This window comes from Candidatus Poribacteria bacterium (assembly GCA_021295755.1).
Taxonomy (GTDB): Bacteria; Poribacteria; WGA-4E; order WGA-4E; family PCPOR2b; genus PCPOR2b.
The window spans coordinates 6,585-28,480 of record JAGWBT010000026.1; the positions used below are offsets into that span (position 1 = coordinate 6,585).

General features: G+C 47.3%; 15 protein-coding genes and 2 pseudogenes. 8 read left to right on the forward strand and 9 right to left on the reverse strand.

Going from position 1 to position 21,896, the window contains the following annotated elements:
- Positions 1-204: 204 nt before the first annotated feature.
- Complete coding sequence (locus J4G02_05085) at positions 205-1,230, reverse strand: carbohydrate kinase (GenBank protein ID MCE2393954.1); 1,026 nt, start codon at positions 1,228-1,230, stop codon at positions 205-207.
- A 161-nt stretch (positions 1,231-1,391) separates the two neighbouring features.
- Here J4G02_05085 and J4G02_05090 point away from each other — a divergent pair, with 161 nt between their 5' ends.
- Complete coding sequence (locus J4G02_05090) at positions 1,392-2,117, forward strand: glycerophosphodiester phosphodiesterase (GenBank protein MCE2393955.1); 726 nt, start codon at positions 1,392-1,394, stop codon at positions 2,115-2,117.
- Positions 2,118-2,262: 145 nt separating this feature from the next.
- Here J4G02_05090 and thiI read toward each other — a convergent pair whose 3' ends face one another.
- The 5 genes and pseudogenes from thiI to J4G02_05115 all read right to left on the reverse strand — a co-directional run bounded on the left by thiI (position 2,263) and on the right by J4G02_05115 (position 7,198).
- Positions 2,263-3,345 (reverse strand): tRNA 4-thiouridine(8) synthase ThiI, encoded by a 1,083-nt coding sequence (gene thiI / locus J4G02_05095; protein ID MCE2393956.1) that lies wholly within the window; start codon positions 3,343-3,345, stop codon positions 2,263-2,265.
- 82 nt (positions 3,346-3,427) lie between these two features.
- The gene (locus tag J4G02_05100; GenBank protein ID MCE2393957.1) at positions 3,428-4,069 is read right to left on the reverse strand and encodes a hypothetical protein; all 642 of its coding nucleotides are present in this window, start codon (positions 4,067-4,069) and stop codon (positions 3,428-3,430) included.
- Positions 4,066-5,515: pseudogene (locus J4G02_05105) on the reverse strand (AAA family ATPase). Before J4G02_05105 ends, J4G02_05100 begins: the two are co-directional and overlap by 4 nt.
- Before the next feature lie 32 nt (positions 5,516-5,547).
- Positions 5,548-6,243, reverse strand: coding sequence for a ribonuclease HIII (rnhC, locus tag J4G02_05110; protein MCE2393958.1), 696 nt, complete (start codon positions 6,241-6,243; stop codon positions 5,548-5,550).
- A 7-nt stretch (positions 6,244-6,250) separates the two neighbouring features.
- Positions 6,251-7,198: a right-handed parallel beta-helix repeat-containing protein gene (locus tag J4G02_05115; protein MCE2393959.1), complete on the reverse strand. Its 948-nt coding sequence runs from the start codon at positions 7,196-7,198 to the stop codon at positions 6,251-6,253.
- Positions 7,199-7,398: 200 nt separating this feature from the next.
- On the opposite strand from J4G02_05115, the gene J4G02_05120 reads away from it, so the two are divergent.
- The 6 genes from J4G02_05120 to J4G02_05145 all read left to right on the forward strand — a co-directional run bounded on the left by J4G02_05120 (position 7,399) and on the right by J4G02_05145 (position 16,339).
- The gene (locus J4G02_05120; GenBank protein MCE2393960.1) at positions 7,399-8,979 is read left to right on the forward strand and encodes a HAMP domain-containing histidine kinase; all 1,581 of its coding nucleotides are present in this window, start codon (positions 7,399-7,401) and stop codon (positions 8,977-8,979) included.
- Entirely contained in the window at positions 8,954-10,528 is a 1,575-nt protein-coding gene (locus J4G02_05125; protein ID MCE2393961.1) for a response regulator, read from the forward strand. The genes J4G02_05120 and J4G02_05125 overlap by 26 nt, the downstream gene beginning before the upstream one ends.
- Positions 10,529-11,112: 584 nt before the next feature.
- Positions 11,113-12,660 (forward strand): Rne/Rng family ribonuclease, encoded by a 1,548-nt coding sequence (locus J4G02_05130; GenBank protein ID MCE2393962.1) that lies wholly within the window; start codon positions 11,113-11,115, stop codon positions 12,658-12,660.
- Between the two features lie 103 nt (positions 12,661-12,763).
- On the forward strand, positions 12,764-13,117 hold the full coding sequence (gene rplU, locus J4G02_05135; protein ID MCE2393963.1) for a 50S ribosomal protein L21: 354 nt from the start codon (positions 12,764-12,766) through the stop codon (positions 13,115-13,117).
- On the forward strand, positions 13,107-13,373 hold the full coding sequence (gene rpmA, locus J4G02_05140; GenBank protein ID MCE2393964.1) for a 50S ribosomal protein L27: 267 nt from the start codon (positions 13,107-13,109) through the stop codon (positions 13,371-13,373). Before rplU ends, rpmA begins: the two co-directional genes overlap by 11 nt.
- Before the next feature lie 212 nt (positions 13,374-13,585).
- Positions 13,586-16,339 (forward strand): cation-transporting P-type ATPase, encoded by a 2,754-nt coding sequence (locus tag J4G02_05145; GenBank protein ID MCE2393965.1) that lies wholly within the window; start codon positions 13,586-13,588, stop codon positions 16,337-16,339.
- Between the two features lie 94 nt (positions 16,340-16,433).
- On the opposite strand, the gene J4G02_05150 is transcribed toward J4G02_05145, so the two are convergent.
- The gene (locus J4G02_05150; protein ID MCE2393966.1) at positions 16,434-17,681 is read right to left on the reverse strand and encodes an aminotransferase class V-fold PLP-dependent enzyme; all 1,248 of its coding nucleotides are present in this window, start codon (positions 17,679-17,681) and stop codon (positions 16,434-16,436) included.
- Positions 17,682-17,955: 274 nt separating this feature from the next.
- Here J4G02_05150 and J4G02_05155 point away from each other — a divergent pair, with 274 nt between their 5' ends.
- Complete coding sequence (locus J4G02_05155) at positions 17,956-19,053, forward strand: Gfo/Idh/MocA family oxidoreductase (GenBank protein ID MCE2393967.1); 1,098 nt, start codon at positions 17,956-17,958, stop codon at positions 19,051-19,053.
- Between the two features lie 110 nt (positions 19,054-19,163).
- Here the strand turns inward: J4G02_05155 and J4G02_05160 are convergent.
- Together J4G02_05160 and J4G02_05165 are read right to left on the reverse strand one after the other, a co-directional pair.
- Positions 19,164-20,740, reverse strand: a pseudogene (locus J4G02_05160) (alanine:cation symporter family protein).
- Between the two features lie 219 nt (positions 20,741-20,959).
- On the reverse strand, positions 20,960-21,832 hold the full coding sequence (locus J4G02_05165; protein ID MCE2393968.1) for a branched-chain amino acid ABC transporter permease: 873 nt from the start codon (positions 21,830-21,832) through the stop codon (positions 20,960-20,962).
- Positions 21,833-21,896: the final 64 nt, after the last annotated feature.

Below are 21,896 nucleotides of genomic sequence, written 5' to 3' on the forward strand. Positions count from 1 at the left end.
ATTCTTCAGTCTCAAAACCGCCGTTTTTCAATATACTAGGACTTACGCAGCGCGTTCGTAAGTCCCCCTGATAAGGGGGATTTCGGGGGTTAAAAATTAAAAATCTACTCCCGTGTGCCAAATTTGTGTAAGCCCTATATACTATACATAGCATAAGTATATCACTTCTTTATGGACTGTTCAAGGGAAATCTCACGTTAAAAATCAGATCTGCCCGAATCGCTCGATCACCTCAGTGTGTGAAGCGGTGCCCGTTGTCCCAATTTTAGTAACGGTAACCGATGCGACAAGGTTTCCGACCTGCGCCGCTTCAAGGTAGCTAGAGCCACCGCAAAGTGTCGCAATAATCGCTGCAGAAACGCTATCCCCCGCTCCCACCGGATCGAGCTCTTGGTCAAGTGGGATACCCGGTACATGTTCGACCTGTCCGTTGTGAAATACCAAGATGCCCTTCGGACCAACGGTTACAAAAAGTGGCTTTCCCGTCTGCTCCATCAGGATCTGCCCACATCGCTTTACTTCCTCTATATCGACTTCTCCATCAGTCCAATCCGGATCGACTGCGCGTTTCGCCTCAAATCGGTTCGGTTTGATAATGACATGACGGTACTTTCCGATCCGTGTCCGAGAATCCACAAAAAAGATTTTGTCGGGAAACTCTACAGCAAGTTGGCAGATTTCTGATCGCACCCGATCTGTTACCACTCCCCAATTATCATGTGGCATCTGATCTCCAACAATGATCCCCTCCACTTGTAGCACACATTCACGCAGCGCGCGAATCACTCTATCCTCCACTTCAGACCGCATCATAGATTGATTCTCTATATCAAATCGGGGGCCTTCCGTTTCAATCCCTTCATAGCCGCGATGGATGGGTTTAAGATAGGTGGGGGTAAACCGATCCGGAGCAGTAATCATAAAATCTGTGATGCTGCCATTGGCTTCTAACCGGTCGAGCAAGGTGCTGCCAAACCCATCCTCGCCAATCACTCCTAACGTGTAAATTTCCCCGACCTCTAGCGCGGCAAGGTTGTTGGTAACAGTCCCCGCCGCACCTGGACTGTAGCGTTGCTCGACGACAGGGTTCGTATGCCAAGGAGTCTCTAGCGACAGGGTTGATTTCGTTTTATCAACTATCCAATAGGCGTCGAGATAAAAATCCCCGACAACCATAATCTTCCGTTCTCGAAAACCTTCTAGGATTGTTTGTAGACGCATTTCATCCATGAAATCTCCTTCTGTGACGGTTAATGTCCATCCGTATCCTACATACCATTTTTGCATTGACGAACGCTTTTAGCCCGTGTTACGATTGAGTTCACTTCTGATAGCAGAAAGATATTTGCCTACTTTAGCAGGTTTTCACTGTGAGTTCAAGAGGTATAAAAATGGTTGCTAATGTTGCCCATCGGGGTGCATCAGGAAACTACCCCGAAAATACACTGCTCGCTTTTCAGCGGGCGTTAGAAATTGGCGTTGATGAGATAGAGCTCGATCTTTACCTGACAAAGGATGACCATCTAATCGTCATGCACGATTCAACCGTGGATCGGACAACTGACGGCACGGGTGCGATTTCGGAACTCACGTTGACCGAAATCAAAGCCCTTGATGCCGGAGGGGTGTTTGGTGAACAGTTTCGGGGCGAACGTGTGCCGACATGGGAAGAAACCTTGGAGCTCGTGCAGGGGAAGGTGGAGCTTAATGTTCATCTCAAGGAAGGCGGTAATCCAGACGGACACTATGAACGCAAGGTCGCAAAGGCGTTGAATGACTTTCACATGGTAGAGGATTCCATTCTGACATGCAGCGATGCAAGCGTTGGAATTTTCGCTGATATTGACTTACGGATCGAATGTCGGATCTTTCGTGCGAATCGTACCCCAGAGGAATATATCCGTAAATCGGTAGAGATGGGACTTCGGACGATGCAGCCCGGACGGGACATTACGACTCAGGAGTTTGTTCAAAAGGCACATGCCGCGGGACGAATTGTGCACGTCTTCTACGCGGATACCCCCGAAGATATGCAGGCTTACATTGAAATCGGTGTTGACGGGATTCTGACGAACTATCCAGAACGACTGAAAGCAATTCTCACGGAAACTGCGTAAAAGAAGTTATGGTGAATCATAGAAATAAGGAGACGTTCACCAATAACTTTCCTTTGTGAAGTTTCAAAAGTCCCCCTGATAAGGGGGATTTAGGGGGTTGGTTGTGCATTGAAGGTGTATAAGTAATTGTAGAATTCACCAAAAGTCAGAACTTAGAATTGTCAACTATCCTTCTTTCGACCGACTCCACCGCTAGCTGCACCAACATATCAACATCCAGTGCTGCCTCCGCCTCTTGAACCGCTTCAAGCGATGCGTTGGTCGCTGGATGTTCAGGAACAAAGAGCGAGCAACAGTCATCATGAGGGATCGTCGAAATTTCAAAGGTCCCGATCTGCTCCGCCAAGTCCATAATCTCCGCTTTATCGTCGCCAATCAGTGGACGCAAAATAGGAATCTCCGCAACCTCCTCAATCACGCGAAGGTTGCCCAGCGTTTGCGAGGCGACCTGCCCGAGACTTTCGCCGGTGACGAGGCACGCCGCTTTTGCAGCGGCTGCAATCTGCTGCGCAATACGTACCATCATTCGGCGGTAGAGGATGACCCGAAACGGCGCAGGGGTCCGAGTTACAATTTCCTGTTGAACTTCTGCGAATGGGACAAGGAAAATCTGTGTCCGATAGTTCCATGTCGCCAAGATCTCAGCAAGTTCCTCTACTTTCTCAAGCGATGCTCTGTCTGTGTAGGGATAGCTGTAAAAATGTATGAAGAGTGCCTTGACACCGCGTTTCATCATCCGCCAAGCGGCAACCGGCGAATCGATCCCGCCAGAGAGCATGACGAGGACTTTCCCGCTCGCACCCACTGGCAGCCCGCCAACCCCTCGAAGTTTTTCCACATAAATGTATGCTGCTTCGTCGACAATTTCAATGTTGCAGCGCAAGTCAGGCGTGTACATATCTGCTGATGCGCCGGTCGCGCCGAGCAGATGCGCCCCCACCGCCGCACTTATTTCAGGCGAAGTCAGCGGAAAACGTTTGTTTGCCCGTTTCGTTTCAACTTTAAGCGTCTTGAACTGCTGATCTTTGACGAGCTCCAATGCCGCATCTTGAATAGCATCAATCGTTAGTTCCGCGGCAGCGACCAGTTCAAAATGAGCTATTCCCATGACCCTGCCCAACCGCTCTTGGACTGCTGCAACATCCGCTTCGGGTTGCAGCATCACTAGAATGCGTCCGTATATGCGCCGCACCTCGGCGCATCCCATGCCCTTCAATGACAGCCTTATATTCTGAGCGAGTTTCTTTTCAAAATATGAGCGGTTCCCGAAATAGCTTTTCCATAACCCTTATCGAAGTCCTATCATTTCATTATGTATCCCAGCCCTGCTGTTTGATTATCTGTTGGAGTTCACTTTCCAAAGCAGCAAAGGCAGATAATGCACGCAAGGGGGAAAAATCCTGAATGAACTCAGTAACACGACGGGCATATTCACTCACCGGAAACCCGCTTAAACGCCGTCCTTTGAGGTTACTTGCTTGCTTGAGACGCTCATGCAGTACCGTTTTCGGATCTGGCAAGTCCTCTAGCCGACTAATTGCAGGCAGATATAGCGATTGGCGATTAGAAGAGTTTCCAGCTGCATGATTGATGGCTGGTTCATCAAACAGTAACCACGCTTCCTGCATACGAACTGGCACAACACAAATCCTTGGCGGAACGGAGATAACAACGCTTTGGATTGCTGTCGTAATTTCGCTGACACGGTTCTCCCGTGGTTCTCTTTCGGCATCTCGATGAACAAACAAGAGATCACAAGGATAGAGCTCGAGACCCCAGTGAATTTTATCTTCTAATCGCCTTCGCTTTTGGTGGGGAATCCTGTTCAAGTCTGCCCATGCAGATTGAATGGCATACGCCACACCATTCTCTCTCAATAACCAGGTAAGAATCGGGATTAATGCAATATCTGAACTACCATCTGTCACTAGGGTATACCGTAGCTCTGTCATTCTGGACCACTATAATCAAAAAGTAAGAGTTGGAGACTGTCTATAACTCGTTGGGGTTTTTTCAGCTTTGGTTTCGGTGACGAGTCTATTGGCTCAGTAGACTCCGAGTCTATCGGTTCAGTAGACCCTAGGTAAGCCAACAACTGACCTTTGGCTACAGATTGAACGTCCGGCAGAGCTTTTGCCCGCCATGTATTGGGTAACCAGCTAAAGCGCACCCCCTTAAATCGCTGATTATTCTGTACCATCTCTCTCAAGTCTGCAATCAAAAGCATATTGGGGAATGTGTATTAACAATTACCTGACATAGTGGGTTATCCGGTCCAACAGGGTGCCCCACATCGGTGGCGATGTCCTGAAGTAGCCGCAAAATCGAGGGAATTCGTGCTGGATGAATACCGTTTTCCGGTTCCTCCATGCAGATGAGACCACTCGCTTGTGGGTCTAATTCTAAAATTGATAGTCCTAGAAAGCGTAACGTTCCATCAGAAAGCGAGCGCCCTGGGTGAATTGTACCGCTATGGTCTTTGACTTCCAAAGTGAGTAGCTCACGTCGTTCATCTCGATCAATCCCGACCGAAGCAACATCGTCAATCAGTTCTGATAGCCGAGCGGCGACCCGATCATATATCTGCTGCCCGTTAGAGGTTGGATTTGTGTTTTCTTGAGACCGTGCCAGTCCAAATAAGGTCGCTGGCAAGTGAGAGCCATCGCTACCTAAGCCGGGCGGCGTTGTGAACTCATCAGGTTCACGCAGCGAAGAAGACTCCAATTGTAGTAACCGCCAAGACTGCATTTCACGACGCGCTAACAGTGCTGTTGGACTCTCCGCGGCGTTGACAGTAGAAAGTACGGTGCGTGGAAGATTTTTCGCCAGAATAGCTTGAGGCCTGCCACTACTTCCGCCATCTTTATGTAACTTAATAACGCAATTCCCTTCCTGATCTTCAGTTGAAATAAAAGGGACCGCTCTCCTACCTTTTAATACAGAATCGCGCCATCTTTTTCTTTGATCCGCGAATGGCAGATGTTTTTTCCAGTCATTTAATTTTAGACGCTCAAGTCTCTCCTCAATGAGTTCGAGGGTGCCCAGCGAGGGTAAGCTATGATCCACACGATACGCAAGTGCAACACGGTAACGGAGAAACGTCGTAGTTGCTTTTGCCTGCTGCCCCAAGTCATCTATCCCTTCTTGGGGAATTATCATCTCCGCTTCAAAGCACATCTCCGTAGTATCCTTATCGCCGATACGATGCCCTCCTCACTGCGCACTGACCGGGCTGCATTTATCAATGTATCGTTGGCTAAGGCACTGAGAAACTGAATCGCATCAAACAGATTCGATTTGCCCGTGCCGTTTGCACCGGCAACACAGGTAAAGGGGCCCAAGGGAACATCAATATCAATAAGGTTTTTGAATCCAGAAACTTTTAAGCGAGTCAACATAACGTTCTCCCTCCTTTTATTGTGTTTTCGGTTTACTGCTCATTTCCTAAAATGTCCGTCGTTGTCCGAAAGTGCAGCTTAGCGACATGACGCAAAGATTCAGCGCCGTGCTGTTTAACAAACCGTTTGCCTGTGTCAATGACTTGTGACGCGCCTTTGGGTAACTGGATTTGGTATTTATTAGAAAGTTGTTCTAGTTCTTGAAGAAAAATGTCACGGGCAATAATTGATGCAGCAGCGACAGCGATATCACCTTCCGCTTTCGGCATTTGCACCAACCTGATGCTGGGATTCAGAGCAACCTGCAACTCTGTTTCCAATACTTCCTCCTTAGCGAAACGGTCTACAAGGATGTAACGACAATTCACACGCTTGAGGAGTTCCTGAATCACCCTAGTGTGCAGCGATGCAAGGAGGTGGTTCAGATTTTGTCCTCTCTTCCTGAATACAGTGTACTGTTCGTTATATCGAGCTGGTTCAAGACTAAACTGTGAGATATTATCACCACAATGCAACCGCATTTCTTGCGCCAGCTTCCTAACCCGCGAGTCGGAGAGTTGTTTCCCGTCACGGACCCCCAATGTGTGCAGTAGTTCACGGATCTCGGAATTGACATATACAGCCGCTACAGTCAACGACCCAAAATAATCCCCTTTGCCCGCTTCATCTGTGCCAACCCAAGTGGGCCAATTATGGTGACCTACTGAGTTTTGAGTGGATTTTGTCATATCATGCCTAGTACCCTTCCCGTTGTGTCCCGGCGTCAGGCACAGGCGCTGCGAGCGGATCTAAAACTTCGTCTACACCGTAGAATTGCCCACTCTCGCGTCCCGTGCCGCGGTCAACGACGTCAGGCCCTATCTCCTTATTCCCACGAATGTAATTTTCGCGTAGGCGGCCACCATCATATACCGCCCAACCTCCATTGGCAGTGATGTTATTTGACACAATCTCAGGTGAAGCAGAGGCGTGACACCTAATCGCATCTTGATAGTTACTGGATATTTCGTTGTAATGAATCGTTGGTCGGGAGTCATCATCGCAGACAATCCCTAGCTCATTTGCTAGGATGGAGTTTCGAGTTATCTCTGGGGACGCATTTTTCAGACATTTAATTGCTGTGCCATTTTTGTCAATTTGGTTGTCGCTTATCGTTGGAGAGCTATCGTTACAGAGAATTGCCATCTTGTTGTTTTGTAGCAAACAGCCTTCAATCTGCACGCCATCGGATTCGGACGATAGCGCTATGTCAGCTTCCTGAATACGACAGTAACTCAGATGAGAGTTGGGACTCGTTCCTTCAAATCGGATGCCCACCCAATCGCCAGTTTTGGGCGGTTTTGTTTCGGATCCGAGTAAACCAAATATAATCATACGGTCTGGATCGCCCTCTGCATACAGCGACCCGCGGATAATCAGTTGATGAGTGCCAGTTTCCGAATCGAGACCGACAACCGAGTCGGATCGGATGGTCAGCGTCTTCCCTTCAGGGACGATGACATCACCAACAATTTGGATCTTCCCCGCCCACACCTCATTTTCCGTCAACTCGCCTGATTTTTGGAGCGGATTCTCGCTAGTCCCAATCTCGCCGATGTTGAAAGCACCGCCTTGGCAGCCAATCCAGAAGGATAGGGATAATATCAAGATGATGGAGTGGATTCTATTGTCGGCAGATCGCATCTAAACCTCCTTTGTGTACTCATGGCGTGCGTGGAAGGAACTAAGGTTGATTATAAAAGAATCCACAGAGTGATGTCAAGCCTGTTTTTGAAATGCGCCAAACGAGTCCTTGACTTTACACTATGTTGTCTGATACAATACTACCAAACATATATTTCGTGCGCACGCAAATTTGTGTCGTGCTTGATTAGGGCACACAGATGTTTTTCAAACGTCAGAGAACTGTTCCCACGGGCTACGCCGCCTCCAATTTCTTGCTTACCTACTTCGTTGTTGGGTTGGTGATTCTTTCGCTTGCCTTCGTGTATTATACCCGACGGCTTCTCCAACATAATGAAGTTTTTGTGAAGCAGGTAGAACCATTGGCACATCTTACGGCTGTGCTGCTGAGTCTCAATGATGGGCAACTCCAAAGCCAACTAAGCCAGATTATTAATAAGGAGTTGTTGACTGAAAGCCGGCTCTCATTTATTATGACAGATGCCGACGATGGTCAAGTCCAAATCGCTAAAAATCTTAGCGATAAGATTATTGAAAAAAAAATTGATGATGGCATCCCGCTCTCTGACGCTGAGAAGTCAAAACTTATTGATATTCTCAATAGGATGAAACGGAACGAACCAATACCGCTCCATAATTTCATGTCTGATGGGTATCTTTATCATGGCGAAGCGGATGCTAATGCAATTGATCGACTCCCGTTTGTCATCACGGATTTGAAGGACAATCCCCGGCAGTGGAAGATCTGGGATCAATGGCTTAAAGCGGAGATTGCTACGCCGGAGCAATATGAGCGGGCGAAGAGACTTGTTCATAATTCCAAAGCCATGGGGCGCTTTGTCTTACTGCAAACCAACCCCGGCAGGCCCCTTCAAGGTCATCTGTACTACGAGGTAACCCCTGACTACATCATCTTCGTTATGCCCATCGTGTTGGTCGTAGTCTTCTCGACCATCTTGATTGTCGGCTTTTTGAGCTATCGACGGATTAAAACCGTGGAGCAAGCGTCGATTTGGGGTGGGCTTGCAAAGGAGACCGCGCATCAACTCGGCACACCGATTTCTTCCCTGATGGGGTGGGTCGAGCTATCAATGGAGTTGGACAAGCAGCAAGGAGACAGCAAGACTACCGAAATTTATGCTAATATGCAGAGCGATCTTACTCGACTCCAACGTATTACAGAACGTTTCGGCAAAATTGGATCGTATCCACAACAAACCCGTATCGATATTAACACAGTTATCGGCGATGCCGTTGCTTACTTCCAAAAGCGTTTGCCAAATCTGAGCAAACAGGTTGAATTGCGCGTCGTTGACCGCAAACTTCCCGAAATTGTAGCGAATGCAGATCTGTTACAATGGGTTTTTGAAAATCTGATCCGGAATTCACTTGATGCAATAGACAAAGAAAATGGCGTCATCGAAATTGACCCACGACTCCATCCAAAGGAGCATCAGATTGTCATCCGGTATAGAGATAATGGACAAGGAATTCCCCGGCAAAACAGAAATAAAATCTTTCGTCCAGGGATGACAACGAAGAAGCATGGATGGGGACTTGGTTTGACGCTTGTCAAGCGAATCATTGAAGCATATCATCATGGGCAGATTCGACTCGTTCATACTAGTTCCCAAGGGACAACCTTCGAGATTGTATTGCCCGTAGAAACGGCTGAGGATCAGAAAACAGCTAAACTTCTGACGAAAGTGTCACTGTTCTGGATGAAATCTAAGGAGAGAAAGAAAGGGGAACAAAGTGTTAGCGCAAAACATAACACGTAAAATCCTTTGGGTTGATGACGAGATTGACGCACTGCAACCCCACATTCTTCTTCTCCGCGAGAAGTCTTACGATGTCACACCAGTTTCCAATGGAACTGATGCGATTTCGTTACTCAAGGAATCCTACTACGACGCTGTTTTGCTGGATCAGGTGATGCCAGGGCAAGATGGTATGTCAACATTGGACCGAATCCGTGAAATTAACCCCATACTACCAGTGATTATGGTCACGCAAGGCAGCGAAGATCGGTTAATTGATGAGGCGCTAGGAAAACGGGTTAGCGACTTTTTGGTGAAACCCATTGGTGTCGCGCAAATCGCTTCGACCCTAAAGCGTGTACTGGATCAGACGAATATCGTTGAAGCACAGGTGCCACGTAACTATACCCACGATTTTAACCAAATCCGTGCCACTAAGGACGCAGATCCAGACTGGCGGGAATGGATAGAAATCTATCTGAAATTACTCGAGTGGGACCGTGAGTTTAATCACTTGGCACAAACAGGACTTGAAGAAACACATTTAGAGCAAAAAAAAGAATGTAACGCTTTATTTTCTGGTTATGTACAGGAAAACTACCTCCGGTGGTTAAAGGGCGAGGATTCTCCTATTCTGTCTGTTGATGTTGTTGATAAATTTGTTATCCCCCACCTCCGTGAGGAACGCCAGGTGTATCTGATCGTCGTTGATTGTCTACGACTCGATCATTGGATAGCAATTGAACCGGTACTCCAACCCTATTTCTATATTGATAGGGATTACTATTTTTCAATTTTACCGAGCGCAACGCTCTACTCGCGTAATGCGATTTTTAGTGGTCTGTTTCCGCAAGAGCTAGCGGAAAGATTTCCACAGTATTGGCAGGAGGATGCCGCGGACGAAACCAGCACGAATCGTTACGAAAGGCAACTCCTCCAACTCCAACTCCAACGTGCAGGAATCAAACTTAAATCGGGATTAAAGTACTTTAAGATCTTCGATATCAAAGGTGGCAATGAGTTTATACGCCAAGTTTCTTCGTTTGATCGAATCAGCCTATCCGCTCTGGTCGTGAATTTCATTGATATGCTGACGCATCAGCGTTCACAGTCAGACATTCTTCAACAGATTGCGCCGGATGAATCCGCCTTTCAATCTCTAACAAAATCGTGGTTCGCTCACTCGGCGCTATTCGAGATCTTAAAAATCATCTCGAAACAGGATGCCGTTATCGTACTAACAGCAGATCACGGTTCGGTCCTCTGTAATCGACCATCAAGAGCGTACGGCAACCGCGAAACCTCTACGAGTCTGCGCTTCAAAGTGGGTACAAATTTAGGCTGCGATACCGATCAAGCTATTTATATCGATGATCCGAAACGGTATAGACTACCTGCCGAAAACTCAAGTAAAAACTACATTATTGCAAAAGAAGATTATTACTTTGTTTACCCCAATCAATTCAATGAATATACCCGCCAGTTCCGAGGTGGTTTCCAACATGGAGGCATCTCAACGGGAGAATTGATTATACCAGTGGTCACAATGACTCCGCGCGAACAAAATTAAGGTTCTAAACGAATCAGGTTGAAAGAGTGTACTCACAGATAACCTGTGAAGAATTTCGTTGAACAACACTTTCCGTCTAGTGCGGGCCTATACAAACTCTTCCTCATACCCCACTTACTTTCTTCCCGCTCCTAACGGTCTAGCAGCTTTGGTGTTTATCCTGTTCTCATGAGGTTTTGTCACGTGTTTAGTGACAGTGGGCGTGCTCATTAATCTTTTAATTTTCAGGTTCTTACAAGATTCTCAATAGTTCAAGAGCTTGGATACAATACATGAAACGTGATCAGCGAAGCACTTCACGTTTCGGTTCTGGATGCCGTCATGGTGAAGATTATCATGAGTTTAGTGATGGTGCAGTAACAGCGAACAAGAAAACCGTGAAGCTGTATCTATCGTAGGTCTTACGCCGGGGCGATATTGTATGATATGCCCGGATAATGCAAAAGCATACGGATTACCACTATTGATTAAAATGATTAAAAGATTACTTTTTCCTAAGCCTGATTGTTTTGTTCGTTGCCTCCATAGATAGACCGGTTGTGAGTTGTGTGACCTCGTTCTTGAACTTAAGGACGGAGGCGACAATGGAAAAAGAGATTATCATTTCTGACGATGAGTATGAAACGCGATGTGCCGTACTTGAAGATGGCGTTCTAACCGAGATCGATATTGAACGCAAAAATGACGAGCATACGCTTAACAACACCTATAAGGGTCGTGTAGAGAACGTGCTTCCGGGTATGCAGATTGCCTTCGTGAACATTGGACTGGAACGACACGCTTTTCTGCATATTTCAGATATTGTTCGCGATCTGGAAGAGGATAGTTCCAATGACGATTCTACAAAACTCGATCTAAATAGAAAGTCGAACGATTCACCAAAACCCGGAAGGGGATATCCGTATTCTATCAGCGACCTTATTCACCCAAACCAAGAGATCCTAGTGCAGGTTGGAAAAGAGCCGATTGGGACAAAGGGACCCCGTGTAACAACCTGTATCACGCTGCCTGGGCGTTATGTTGTCTATCTGCCCACCGCGTCGAACATCGGTGTGTCCCGCCGGATTGAGTCAGCAGAAGAGAGGCAGCGTCTCAGGGACATTGCTGAAGCGATACGGGCTGACGTCGAGGGTGGATTTATTATTCGGACCTCTGCTGAAGGAAAAAGTGAGAAAGATTTCGCCACAGAGATTCAGTACCTAGTTGGCCAATGGAAACGGATTGTACAACAGGCCGACAAGATACAGGCTCCTAGCCTTGTCCATAAGGAACACAGTTTCATTGTTCGAGTCATTCGAGATTCATTCACAAGTGAAGTCAAGCGGCTTGTCATTGATTCCAAGGAGCAATATCAGGACGCAATAGACTATCTTTCATCTTCTGGCTCTGAACTCCGTTCACAGGTCAAGTTCTATGACAAATCTACACCCATTTTTGAAGCCTACGGCATTGATAAAGAAATCAAAAAGGCGCTGAGTGAAAAAATATGGCTCAAATGTGGTGGGCACCTCGTTATTCAACAGACCGAAGCGATGGTCTCTATTGATGTCAATACAGGGAAATTTGTCGGGAAAGGAGACCCCGACAGTACCATCTTGAGTGCAAACCTAGAGGCTGTTGAAGAAGTCGTGCGGCAGATTCGTCTAAGAGATCTTGGGGGAATTATCGTCATTGATTTTATTGATATGGATGACCCCGAGCATCGACGAATGGTCTATAAGATGCTGCAGCAGGCGTTAGACAAAGATCGGGCTCGAACTAACCTGTTACACATATCCGATCTTGGACTTGTGGAAATGACACGGCAGCGGACCCGTCCCAGTTTAGCGACTGTTCTGACTGAATCTTGTCCCTATTGTGATGGACACGGTTCAGTCCTTTCAACTGCTACCATCACGATTGATCTGCTCCGATCTATCAAGAAAGCGCAACGGAAATCCCGGAAACGACGTTTGAGGGTGGTTGCAAATGAACACATTGTATCCCATCTGCTCGACGAGAAAGCCGGTAGATTGCGCCAACTTGAAAAATCTATGAATATACAGATTCGGCTGCAAGGGGACGCGGATGTGCATCTTGAGGATTATCAAATCTTTGCAGAAGGTTCAAATCGCGAGATTTACTTGAATTAACATTGACTGTGGAGAGAATTTCTGTTATAATTCTTACTCGCGTCCCCGCTTGATTTGCAGGGGACGCTAACACTACACAGATTTTTTTTAAGGAGAAAGAAAGATGTATGCTGTATTTGCCTCGGGTGGGAAACAGCATCGTGTTCAGGTGGATACGCTAATTGACATTGAAAAGTTAGATGCGCCTGCCGGTGAAGAAGTGACCCTATCAGAAATATTGGCTATAGGCGATGGTAACGGCAACGTGCAAGTCGGCACACCATATCTTGAAGATGCCGCTGTCGTCGGCGAAGTAGTACAACAAGCTAAGAACAAAAAAATTATCGTTTTCAAGTCGAAAAGGCGCAAGGGTTATAAGCGGAAACTTGGACACCGGCAGCAATTTACCCGATTACGCATTACTGAAATACGAGACGGAAATAACGCACCCAACAAGGAAAACGAAAATGGCTCATAAAAAAGGCGGCGGAAGTACGAGTAATGGACGAGATAGTATCGGTAAACGGCTTGGTGTCAAGCGGTTTTCTGGCAGTGTTGTGACCGCTGGGAGCATTCTGGTTCGACAGCGAGGCACACACATCCACCCCGGAAGGAACGTTGGGGTTGGGAACGACTACACGCTTTTCTCGAAGATTGATGGCTATGTCTGGTTTGAGCGGAAGGATAAGTTTCGCAGGAAAATTAGCGTGTATCCACAACGTCCCGAATTCTAGCCGCTTATTCCATTAGATTTGTTAAATTCAAAGCCTCGTCATTAAGCGAGGCTTTTTTTGTTTTCAGACATATGATTACGTGGTAGAATATACCTCCACTCTTTAGCACAGAGCAGATTTTATCGGACAGGTCCTATTTGACTCTGCTGAATCCTTGGTAAACTGTTTTATCTCTCATACTTTCTGAAGTTTTCAGACAAGAACTTTGAACCATGTCAAATTGGTACTCCCAAAAGATCCCACATCTTCTACATGAATTCAAAACAGACCTCGATCATGGGTTGAGCAGTCAGGAAGCTACTTCCCAACGTGGAAAATACGGCAGCAATGAACTCCTGCAAACCCATGACCGTTCATTCTTTGCTCTCTTATTAAGACAATTCGCCAATTTAACAGTCATACTCCTGTTCGTTGTTATTTGCCTCCTTTTCTACCTTCAACGCACGATTCACGAAATCCTAGTATTTTCGGCCATTCTTTGTTTTCATGTCCTTTGGAGATTCATTCACGCTGGGCGGGCGCACTCTCAACTTCAGGCTATTAAAACCCATTTAGAGGTCAGTGTATCCGTTATTCGAGATGGGGGTGTTCTCAAACTACCCCCTAACGCCATTGTCCCCGGGGATCTATTGCTCCTGAAGGAAGGAGACTATGTTCCGGCTGATGCTCGCATCGTTGAGGCTGATGCCTTGGTGGTCGATGAGGCGCCGGTGTTCGGAACGACCGCCTACACGCACAAAAACGATGAAGATATCTCCACTCCAAATCTGTCACCCAACAAGCAAAGTAATATGATCTTTGCCGGAACCTATGTCTTGGAAGGAGAAGCACGCGCAATTGTTGTTGGAATCAACGATCAGCTGGAGATAAACCGATCCGATAAGCGTACGCCCGCTATGGTTGACCTAGATGCCGAAGCGGAAGTACAGATGGGCCTCTTTTACGATTATTTCCAAATTATCGGGGGAATTTTAGGAGCGGTAGCGATCGGCCTAGCGTTTCTACTTCAAGATAAAAGTGCCCATTGGAGTGAAATCCTGTTTCTTAGTTTTGGCTTTGTTGTGGCTGCGATTCCAGAAGGGATTGCCTCAGCGAGTCGGGCCATCCTAACCCAACACGCTTATACACTTTTACAGAAAGGAGTCGCAATCCGTAATCTTGTCAATTTGGAAAGATTGGGCAAACTTACGACGGTATGCGTTGATGAAGTAGGCAATTTTATGACGGAGGAGATGGCTGTTTCGCACGTTTTTGTCGATGACAGTCTCGTCGATCGCGAGACGTGGGAAGCTTGGTTGAAATCCCGTGATGAACACATATCGGCTGAGACTGATGAAGCTACAATTTTAACGGCCTTACCCGATTCAGAAATGCCACGAGAATTTCCGCTGCTAATTCTGCTTGCAAGCCACTGTGCTGCTGATACAAGCAGGAGTGGTATGGCGGAAGCTTCGACTGTAGTGGAAGTAAGCATCAGCGATACGCTGAACCAAGTTGCCGAAAGAATTGGATTTGACTTGGAGCGTTATAATGAAGCCTTCACCAAGATTGATGAACAGATTCAGACATCAGAATGCCCATATAAAACACTCGTTTTTGCACTCCAAGACGGGAAGTTCTTAAAATTGATGTTCGGTGATGCAGAGGCAATCCTGCAAACTTGCCACCGCATTCAGGTCGATGGAAATGCTAACTACATGAGTTTCGACCAGAAACAGTTGATACATCAGGCAATTGAATACCTATCAAATAGCAAAACTCAAGCTTTCGCTGTCGCCTATCGAAACCTAAACACTCCGCCCCCGCTCGAAGATACGCAACATAACATGACCTTTTTAGGCTTTATCACTTTTATGGAGTTAGAGTACCCTGATTCAAAGCAGAGTATCCAATCCAGTCTAGATGCAGGACTAAAAATCGTCACAATAACAGATAGAGACAGGAATGCCGCTCTAGATATCGCCAAAGAATTGGCTATTGTTCAAGATAAACACGGTGTTGTTACGCAAGAAGACTTGGCTGATTTCAGTGATGAGCAGTATGAATCGATTGTAAATCGCTTACTTGTATATTGCCGCCCTACCCCTGAACAAAAACAGAACTTGGTACAACATCTAAAGCGTCTCGGTTATTCTGTTGGATTCTGGGGAAAATCACCACTCGATTTGCGGGCGATGCGAATGGCAGATGTCGGTTTCGCTTCCGCTGCGCGCTCATCCCATATTGTACAACACCGCGCAGGGTGTGTAGTACTTAACGAGGGCTTTGGTGTCATCACAGATCTCATGCGTCAGGTCCGTGAATCATATATCAACTTGAGAAGTTCAATGCGCTGGCTGCTCTCCTGCAGCCTTGCACAGGTTCTCACGCTTGTCATCGGATACGCGCTACCGCATTTCGCTTTCTTTTTTCCCGCGCTACGTGATTTACCTATGCCGTTGACCCTGCTGCAGCTGTTCTGGGTTCATTTACTGGTAAGTTTGATACCACTGATGAGTTTGGGATGCGATCGCATCCGTGGTGATATTAGATATAGCAGACCGCAAACGATTCCACCCTTCCTATCACGAGCGGATTTCTACGATATGATGCTGCGCAGCATTGTCATCGCATCAATGACTATTTTTAGTTTTATTCTTACATCTGTAAATACAGATGCGACTCCGCAGAACCCTCATGCCACCGCACAAACGGCAGCATGTACCACATTGATTTTTGGGCTGTTGATTTCGAGTTTTCAGTGCCATCGCCTTTTCTGGGAATCTGTTTTTCAAAGGATAAGGGCAAATCTGCCCTTATGTTTTACTATCTTGGCGTGTATTGCGCTGCATCTCTCTATCGTCTATCTGCCAACAACGCAACAAATATTCGGTTTTGCGCCGCTTATCCAAGAGTGGCAATGGATACTTGCATTCTGTGCCGTTCTCCTATTTTTGCCCTTGAACCTCACGACTCGGCGCCGTTAGCACTAATGTCTGAAAAGCTTTCTTGCCCATTTGATATGAATACCCAGATTCATGTTTGGGGTTGGTAAGGTTCTAGTGCCCTGATTCCCTCAACTTACCGTGCCGAGGTCCTGGCACGTGCTGCAAACAATACATCACGAAGTCGGGTGCCAACAATCCGTTCTTCGCCGGGCTGAAGGCTGAGAGAGAACACTGTCAGTGGACTACTCTGCCGCTTGACTAATCTTGCATCAGGGGGAGCCGGGGGGAAAAATTCGCGGACCCTCGTCACATAAGGATTATAGTTACACAGCACCGATATAGGCGGACTCCCCTCGCGCAACTCGCGTCCGCACTCATCTACAGTCAGCCCCAAAGCCTCTTCATCCCAATCCACAATCAACTGCATGAAGCGGTTACTACCGTTACGGAGTTCAATCTTAGTTTCAATACCGGGCACAGATTCAACATACCCCGCGATTATTTTCAGAGTTTCCGTCTGTTCGCGATACAACGCATCAAGATCAATCGTCAGCCACTTTTCAAGCGCTGCCATACAACCGATAATCTCTTCCTTTCCGACCTTCATTGCGCGGCACACGGCACCCTCAACTGGGGTGGCATTGGCAAGCGCTGCCTCAATCAGGTACCGGCGCCCGAGCAACAGGCCGCTAGCTTGCGGTCCCCGTAACCCTTTGCCGCCGCTAAACCCATACAGGTCTATGCCCATGCGTGCATACCGCTGGATATTGTCAATGGGCGGGATACCACCGGCTGCGTCCACAAATACGGGTATACCGGCAGACTTACATATCGCCACCATCTCTGCTAGCGGAGGTGGATTGACAGGATCTGGATCAGCGGAATATCCCGTACAAAGCATGGCGGTTTTATCGTTGATGGAGCGACGCAGTGCGTCCAGCGACTTAGCCACTACCGGCTTGCCTCCCACTAGTCGCAACGCACTGTCAAAGATACTACGTCCACCCCACATAATCACCTGATCTTTAAGACCCGTGGTGTCAGGCAGTTGCCAAATCTTCTCCGGATCGGTGCCGGCGATACATGCTGCTGTTGCCAGCGCCATAGATCCCGCAGCACCAGAAGAGACCAGGCCGGATTCCGCACCCGAAATTTCCGCAAGCCGTCTGCCCACAGCCCTTTGCAATTCGACCACATCAACCATATAATGCGCTGCTTCATCGATTGCACGGCGCACCTCTGGCCATACCACCGTCGCGCTCAGAAACGTGAAGGGAAGGTTAGCATTGATGAACGGTTTGACACCTAGACGCGTATAAACATTGGCGTCAAAGTTGTGATCTGCTCCTTGTACCACCTGCTGGTTGGCTGGATAACGCATCCGTTTCTCTCCTTGAGTTCAAGTGTGTTCCCTGATGAACCTGACCTAAGCTAGTTCGTGGCCTTACTCTCTCTTCTCCCATAATCACCTTTACAATGTGGGCTTGATTATACGAATTCTCAGATCGATGTCAACGTGAAAGTATGGCGAGTGCCATCTCAGCGGTTGGGAGTACCAGGGCAGGTTGCCAGGGCGGTTCCGAAAAAGGGTTGACTTGATTGAAGGATTGATTTATGCTGTTATCAAGACTACGAAACAGAAAGAGGAGATTAAGATGTCTGAAAAAAAATTAGGGGTGTTAGTACACGGAGCAGGCTGGGTATCGACGCAACACATTAAAGCGTTTGAAACAAATCCACACACACAAGTAGTTGCAATCTCAAGCCGGAAATTAACAAGTTGTCAAGCGCGTGCAACGGAGGCGGGATTAGAGGGTATTGGGCTTTATGATAACTACGAGCAAGCCCTCAAGCATGATGGTGTAGACATCGTTTCTGTCTGTACGCCTCAATACTTACATGCAGAAAATACGATTGCCGCAGCAGAGAGCGGGATACATGTTGTTATTGAGAAGCCGATTGCCAATAGTCTAGAAGAAATCAAGGCGATGCGTGATGCAGTCCGATCAGCAGGGGTGAAGACAATAGTGAGTTTCGTCTTACGCTGGAATCCCCTTTTTGAGACCCTCAAAGCAATGGTTGCCGATAACGCGATTGGCGATCCCTACTTTGTCGAAACAGATTATCAGCACGATATCGCTAGTTGGTGGACAGGTTACGAGGACGCCCGAAAGAAATCAACAGGTGTGAGCGCGATGATTACAGGTGGCTGCCACGCCGCTGATTCACTTCGCTGGTTTGCTGCCAAAGGTAAGTACGAAGCTGCCGATCCCATCGAAGTGTTCGCTTATTCCGGGGGCTATCGCAAAGGAGTTTCGGAGGAGTATGACTACTTCACGTCCCGATGGCAGGAGGCACCACCGCTGGAATATGACGATTTTGAAATCTGTCTTGTCAAATTTGCCAACGGTGTGTTGGGTAAGGTATCTGTCAATTACGGATGCATCATGCCCTATACCTTCCCACTTGAGATTTTTGGCAACCGTGGATCGATCAAAGACAATCGGGTCTGGTCACACAAATATCCGGGACAGAATGGATGGGTGGAGATTCCAGCCATCATGCCAGACAGTGCCGATGTCACGCACCATCCGTTCCAAGGACAGATGGATCACTTTGTTGATTCCATCTTGAATGATCAAGAATCGCACTGTAATCTAGAGGATGCTATTAAAACGCACGAGATTGCTTTCGCCGCTTTACAGTGCTATGAAACAGGGCAGCCTGTGCAGTTACCATTGCTATCCGGCTGAACTTCTATCGTTATATGTGACCTGTTGTAGCCCAAGATCCTCGGTTGATTTATTGGCTTAGGAATCTTGGGCTACGGGGAAGCACTACAGTCTCACATTTGCACCATTTATTAAACCTGTTGCATTTCGCCCGATTGGTAACGGTTCCAATAGTCCCTGACTTTTCCTAGTACCCTCGGTGCAAGGAGGAGGCTTCCAATGATGTTCGGGAAAGCCATACCGAGAGCCATCGCATCCGAAAAGTCTAAAACAGCATCCAATTTATTGACTGCACCAACGATAACAAAAAGGATAAAAATAATTCTGAAAACGATAACAGTGTTTAGGCCGGCACCACCGAAATGGTCGAGCAGGTAGATCCAACCCCGTTCGCCGTAGTAAGCCCAAGAAATCATTGTGGAATAGGAAAACAGCCCGATACTGATGGTAAGGATCAACGGGAACCAACCTATGGCACTTTCAAACGCTTTTGTCGTTAGCGTAACGCCATCAGACTGTGATAGGTTGGGATCATTCCATGCGCCCGTAATGATGACTACCATCGCCGTCATCAAACATACGATGATAGTATCAATGAAGGGACCAACCATCGCCACGATACCCTCTCGAACAGGTTCTTCTGTCTTTGCTGCTGCGTGAGCGATAGCAGCACTGCCGATTCCCGCCTCATTTGAAAAAGATGCGCGTTTGATACCCAGACCAGTACGCCAAAAAATCCGCCGTAGAAAGCATTACCTGTGAAAGCCATGCTAAAGATAAGACCGATGGCTTCAGGGATTTTGGTAAAGTTCATCAAAATTATTAGAATCGAAACACATACATACAAACCACACATGGCAAGTACAATTTTAGAGGTCGCTGCGCCAATTCGTTTAATCCCACCGATAATCACTGCCCCCACCAAAATTGCTATTACAATACCGATGATCCAGTTCGCGCCTGCTGAAAGTCCGAAAGTGCTCCGAAACGCCTCGGCTGTCTGATTTACCTGAAACATATTTCCGACACCGAGGGCACCTCCCATGACCATCAGTGCATACATGATTGCTAGCACTTTCCCCAAAGGTGCCCAACTGCCTCCCAGCTGTTTCAATCCGATATCGACGTAGTACATGGGACCGCCGGAGATGCTACCATCTGCATTTGTCTGCCGATACAGTTGGGATAAAGTACAACTGCTGAACTTTGCAGTCATCCCGAATACCGCTGCGATAAGCATCCAAAAAACAGCGCCCGGACCGCCTAACTGAATAGCAATCGCTACGCCTGCAATGTTGCCGAGACCAACCGTTGCAGACAACGCGCTTGTCAGGGCACGGAAATGGGAGATTTCCCCGGTGTCCTCTGGGTTATCATATTTCCCTCGAATGACGTTGATGGAGTGCTTCAATCCCCGCACGTTGATCCAGCGATACCAGAAAGTAAAAAAGATTGCACCGAGGATTAGGATAACAATAAGAAAAGGAAGACTAATAACCTTTTTCTGGGGATTGCCGGATGCGTCCAGCACCGGATTTCCATCTCGGTCGCCCTCATCAATCTGAATAGAACCAAAGGCGATGTCAAAAAAGAGAACCGCGCCAATTGTCGCGTTAGCTTTATCAAGGGCAGAAGGTTCTCCGCTTTCTTGTGCCCAAGCAGATACCACATATAGAATCGTCAATAACGCTAGGAGTAGGATAGCCACTCCTGCCTTACTATAAAACCACGGTGCTTTTTACTGCATATTTGCTCCTTTTTTATCTCATCTGTATGTCCTGCCACAAAAAAATGCCAGCAACGAAGTTTCATTACTGGCAATCTAAGTGATTCCGTCTAATCTTGTCAAAGGTCTCATTCTGTTACGTTCATAACTTGTCGAAAATCAAAAACGAAATCGGCCCTTGACCGCTTGCTGAGTCTGTGGTTAGGCTTGCTCCTTCATTGATAGCAATCCTGCTGGACGGAAACGCATTATAAGGATTAGGATAATGCCAAAAATTAGATAGCGCCATCCACCGAATGGACGTAGGAGCTCTCCTAAAACCCCTAGGAGGCCGGCCCCGATAACTGAGCCCTTGATGGTGCCCAGGCCACCGAGTACGACCATGCATAGGATGAAGATAGATTCCCAAAATTCAAATGCACCTGCACTGATATTGACCTGAAATTGTGCAAAGAATGCACCGCCAACGGCTCCAATTGCCGCGCTGACAGCAAAGGCAAGGGATTTGTATTCGCGGAGGTTAATCCCCATACTCTCTGCTGCCCGTTCGTCCTCTCGGATTGCCGCCCACGCTCGCCCGACACGCGAATTCTGCAAACGATACACAACGATAACTGTAAGAGCCAACAAGATCAGGATATGGTAATACTGTTGCCAGTATTCGTAGAGTTCATATCCAAAAAAGGTAGGGGCTGGAATATCATTTACAAATCCGTTGGGACCACCGATGAGCCATTCCTCATTTTTCACGATTCTGAAAAGGAGCTCCGAGAACCCAAAGGTCACGATGGCAAAATAATCTCCTGTTAGACGCAAGGTAGGAGCACCGCGTAATAGACCCCAGAGTGCGCCATGAATTGCAGCAAGTGGCAGCGCAATCCAGTAGCTCCAACCGAGCCTTGCCATCAACAGCCCCGCCGTATACCCACCGACGAGGTAAAATCCTACATATCCCAAATCAAGTAATCCTGTGAATCCCGGCACGATGTTGAGCCCTAAAGCCAGTAGCATATAGAGGCAAGCCTGCACCACGACTCGGAGGATGTAGTCTCCGCTTGGTAGCGGTAAGACCATGTTGCGTTCATATAACAGATCTACAATACGGTCTGAGCCGTAGGTTATAAGCGGAAATAGAAGT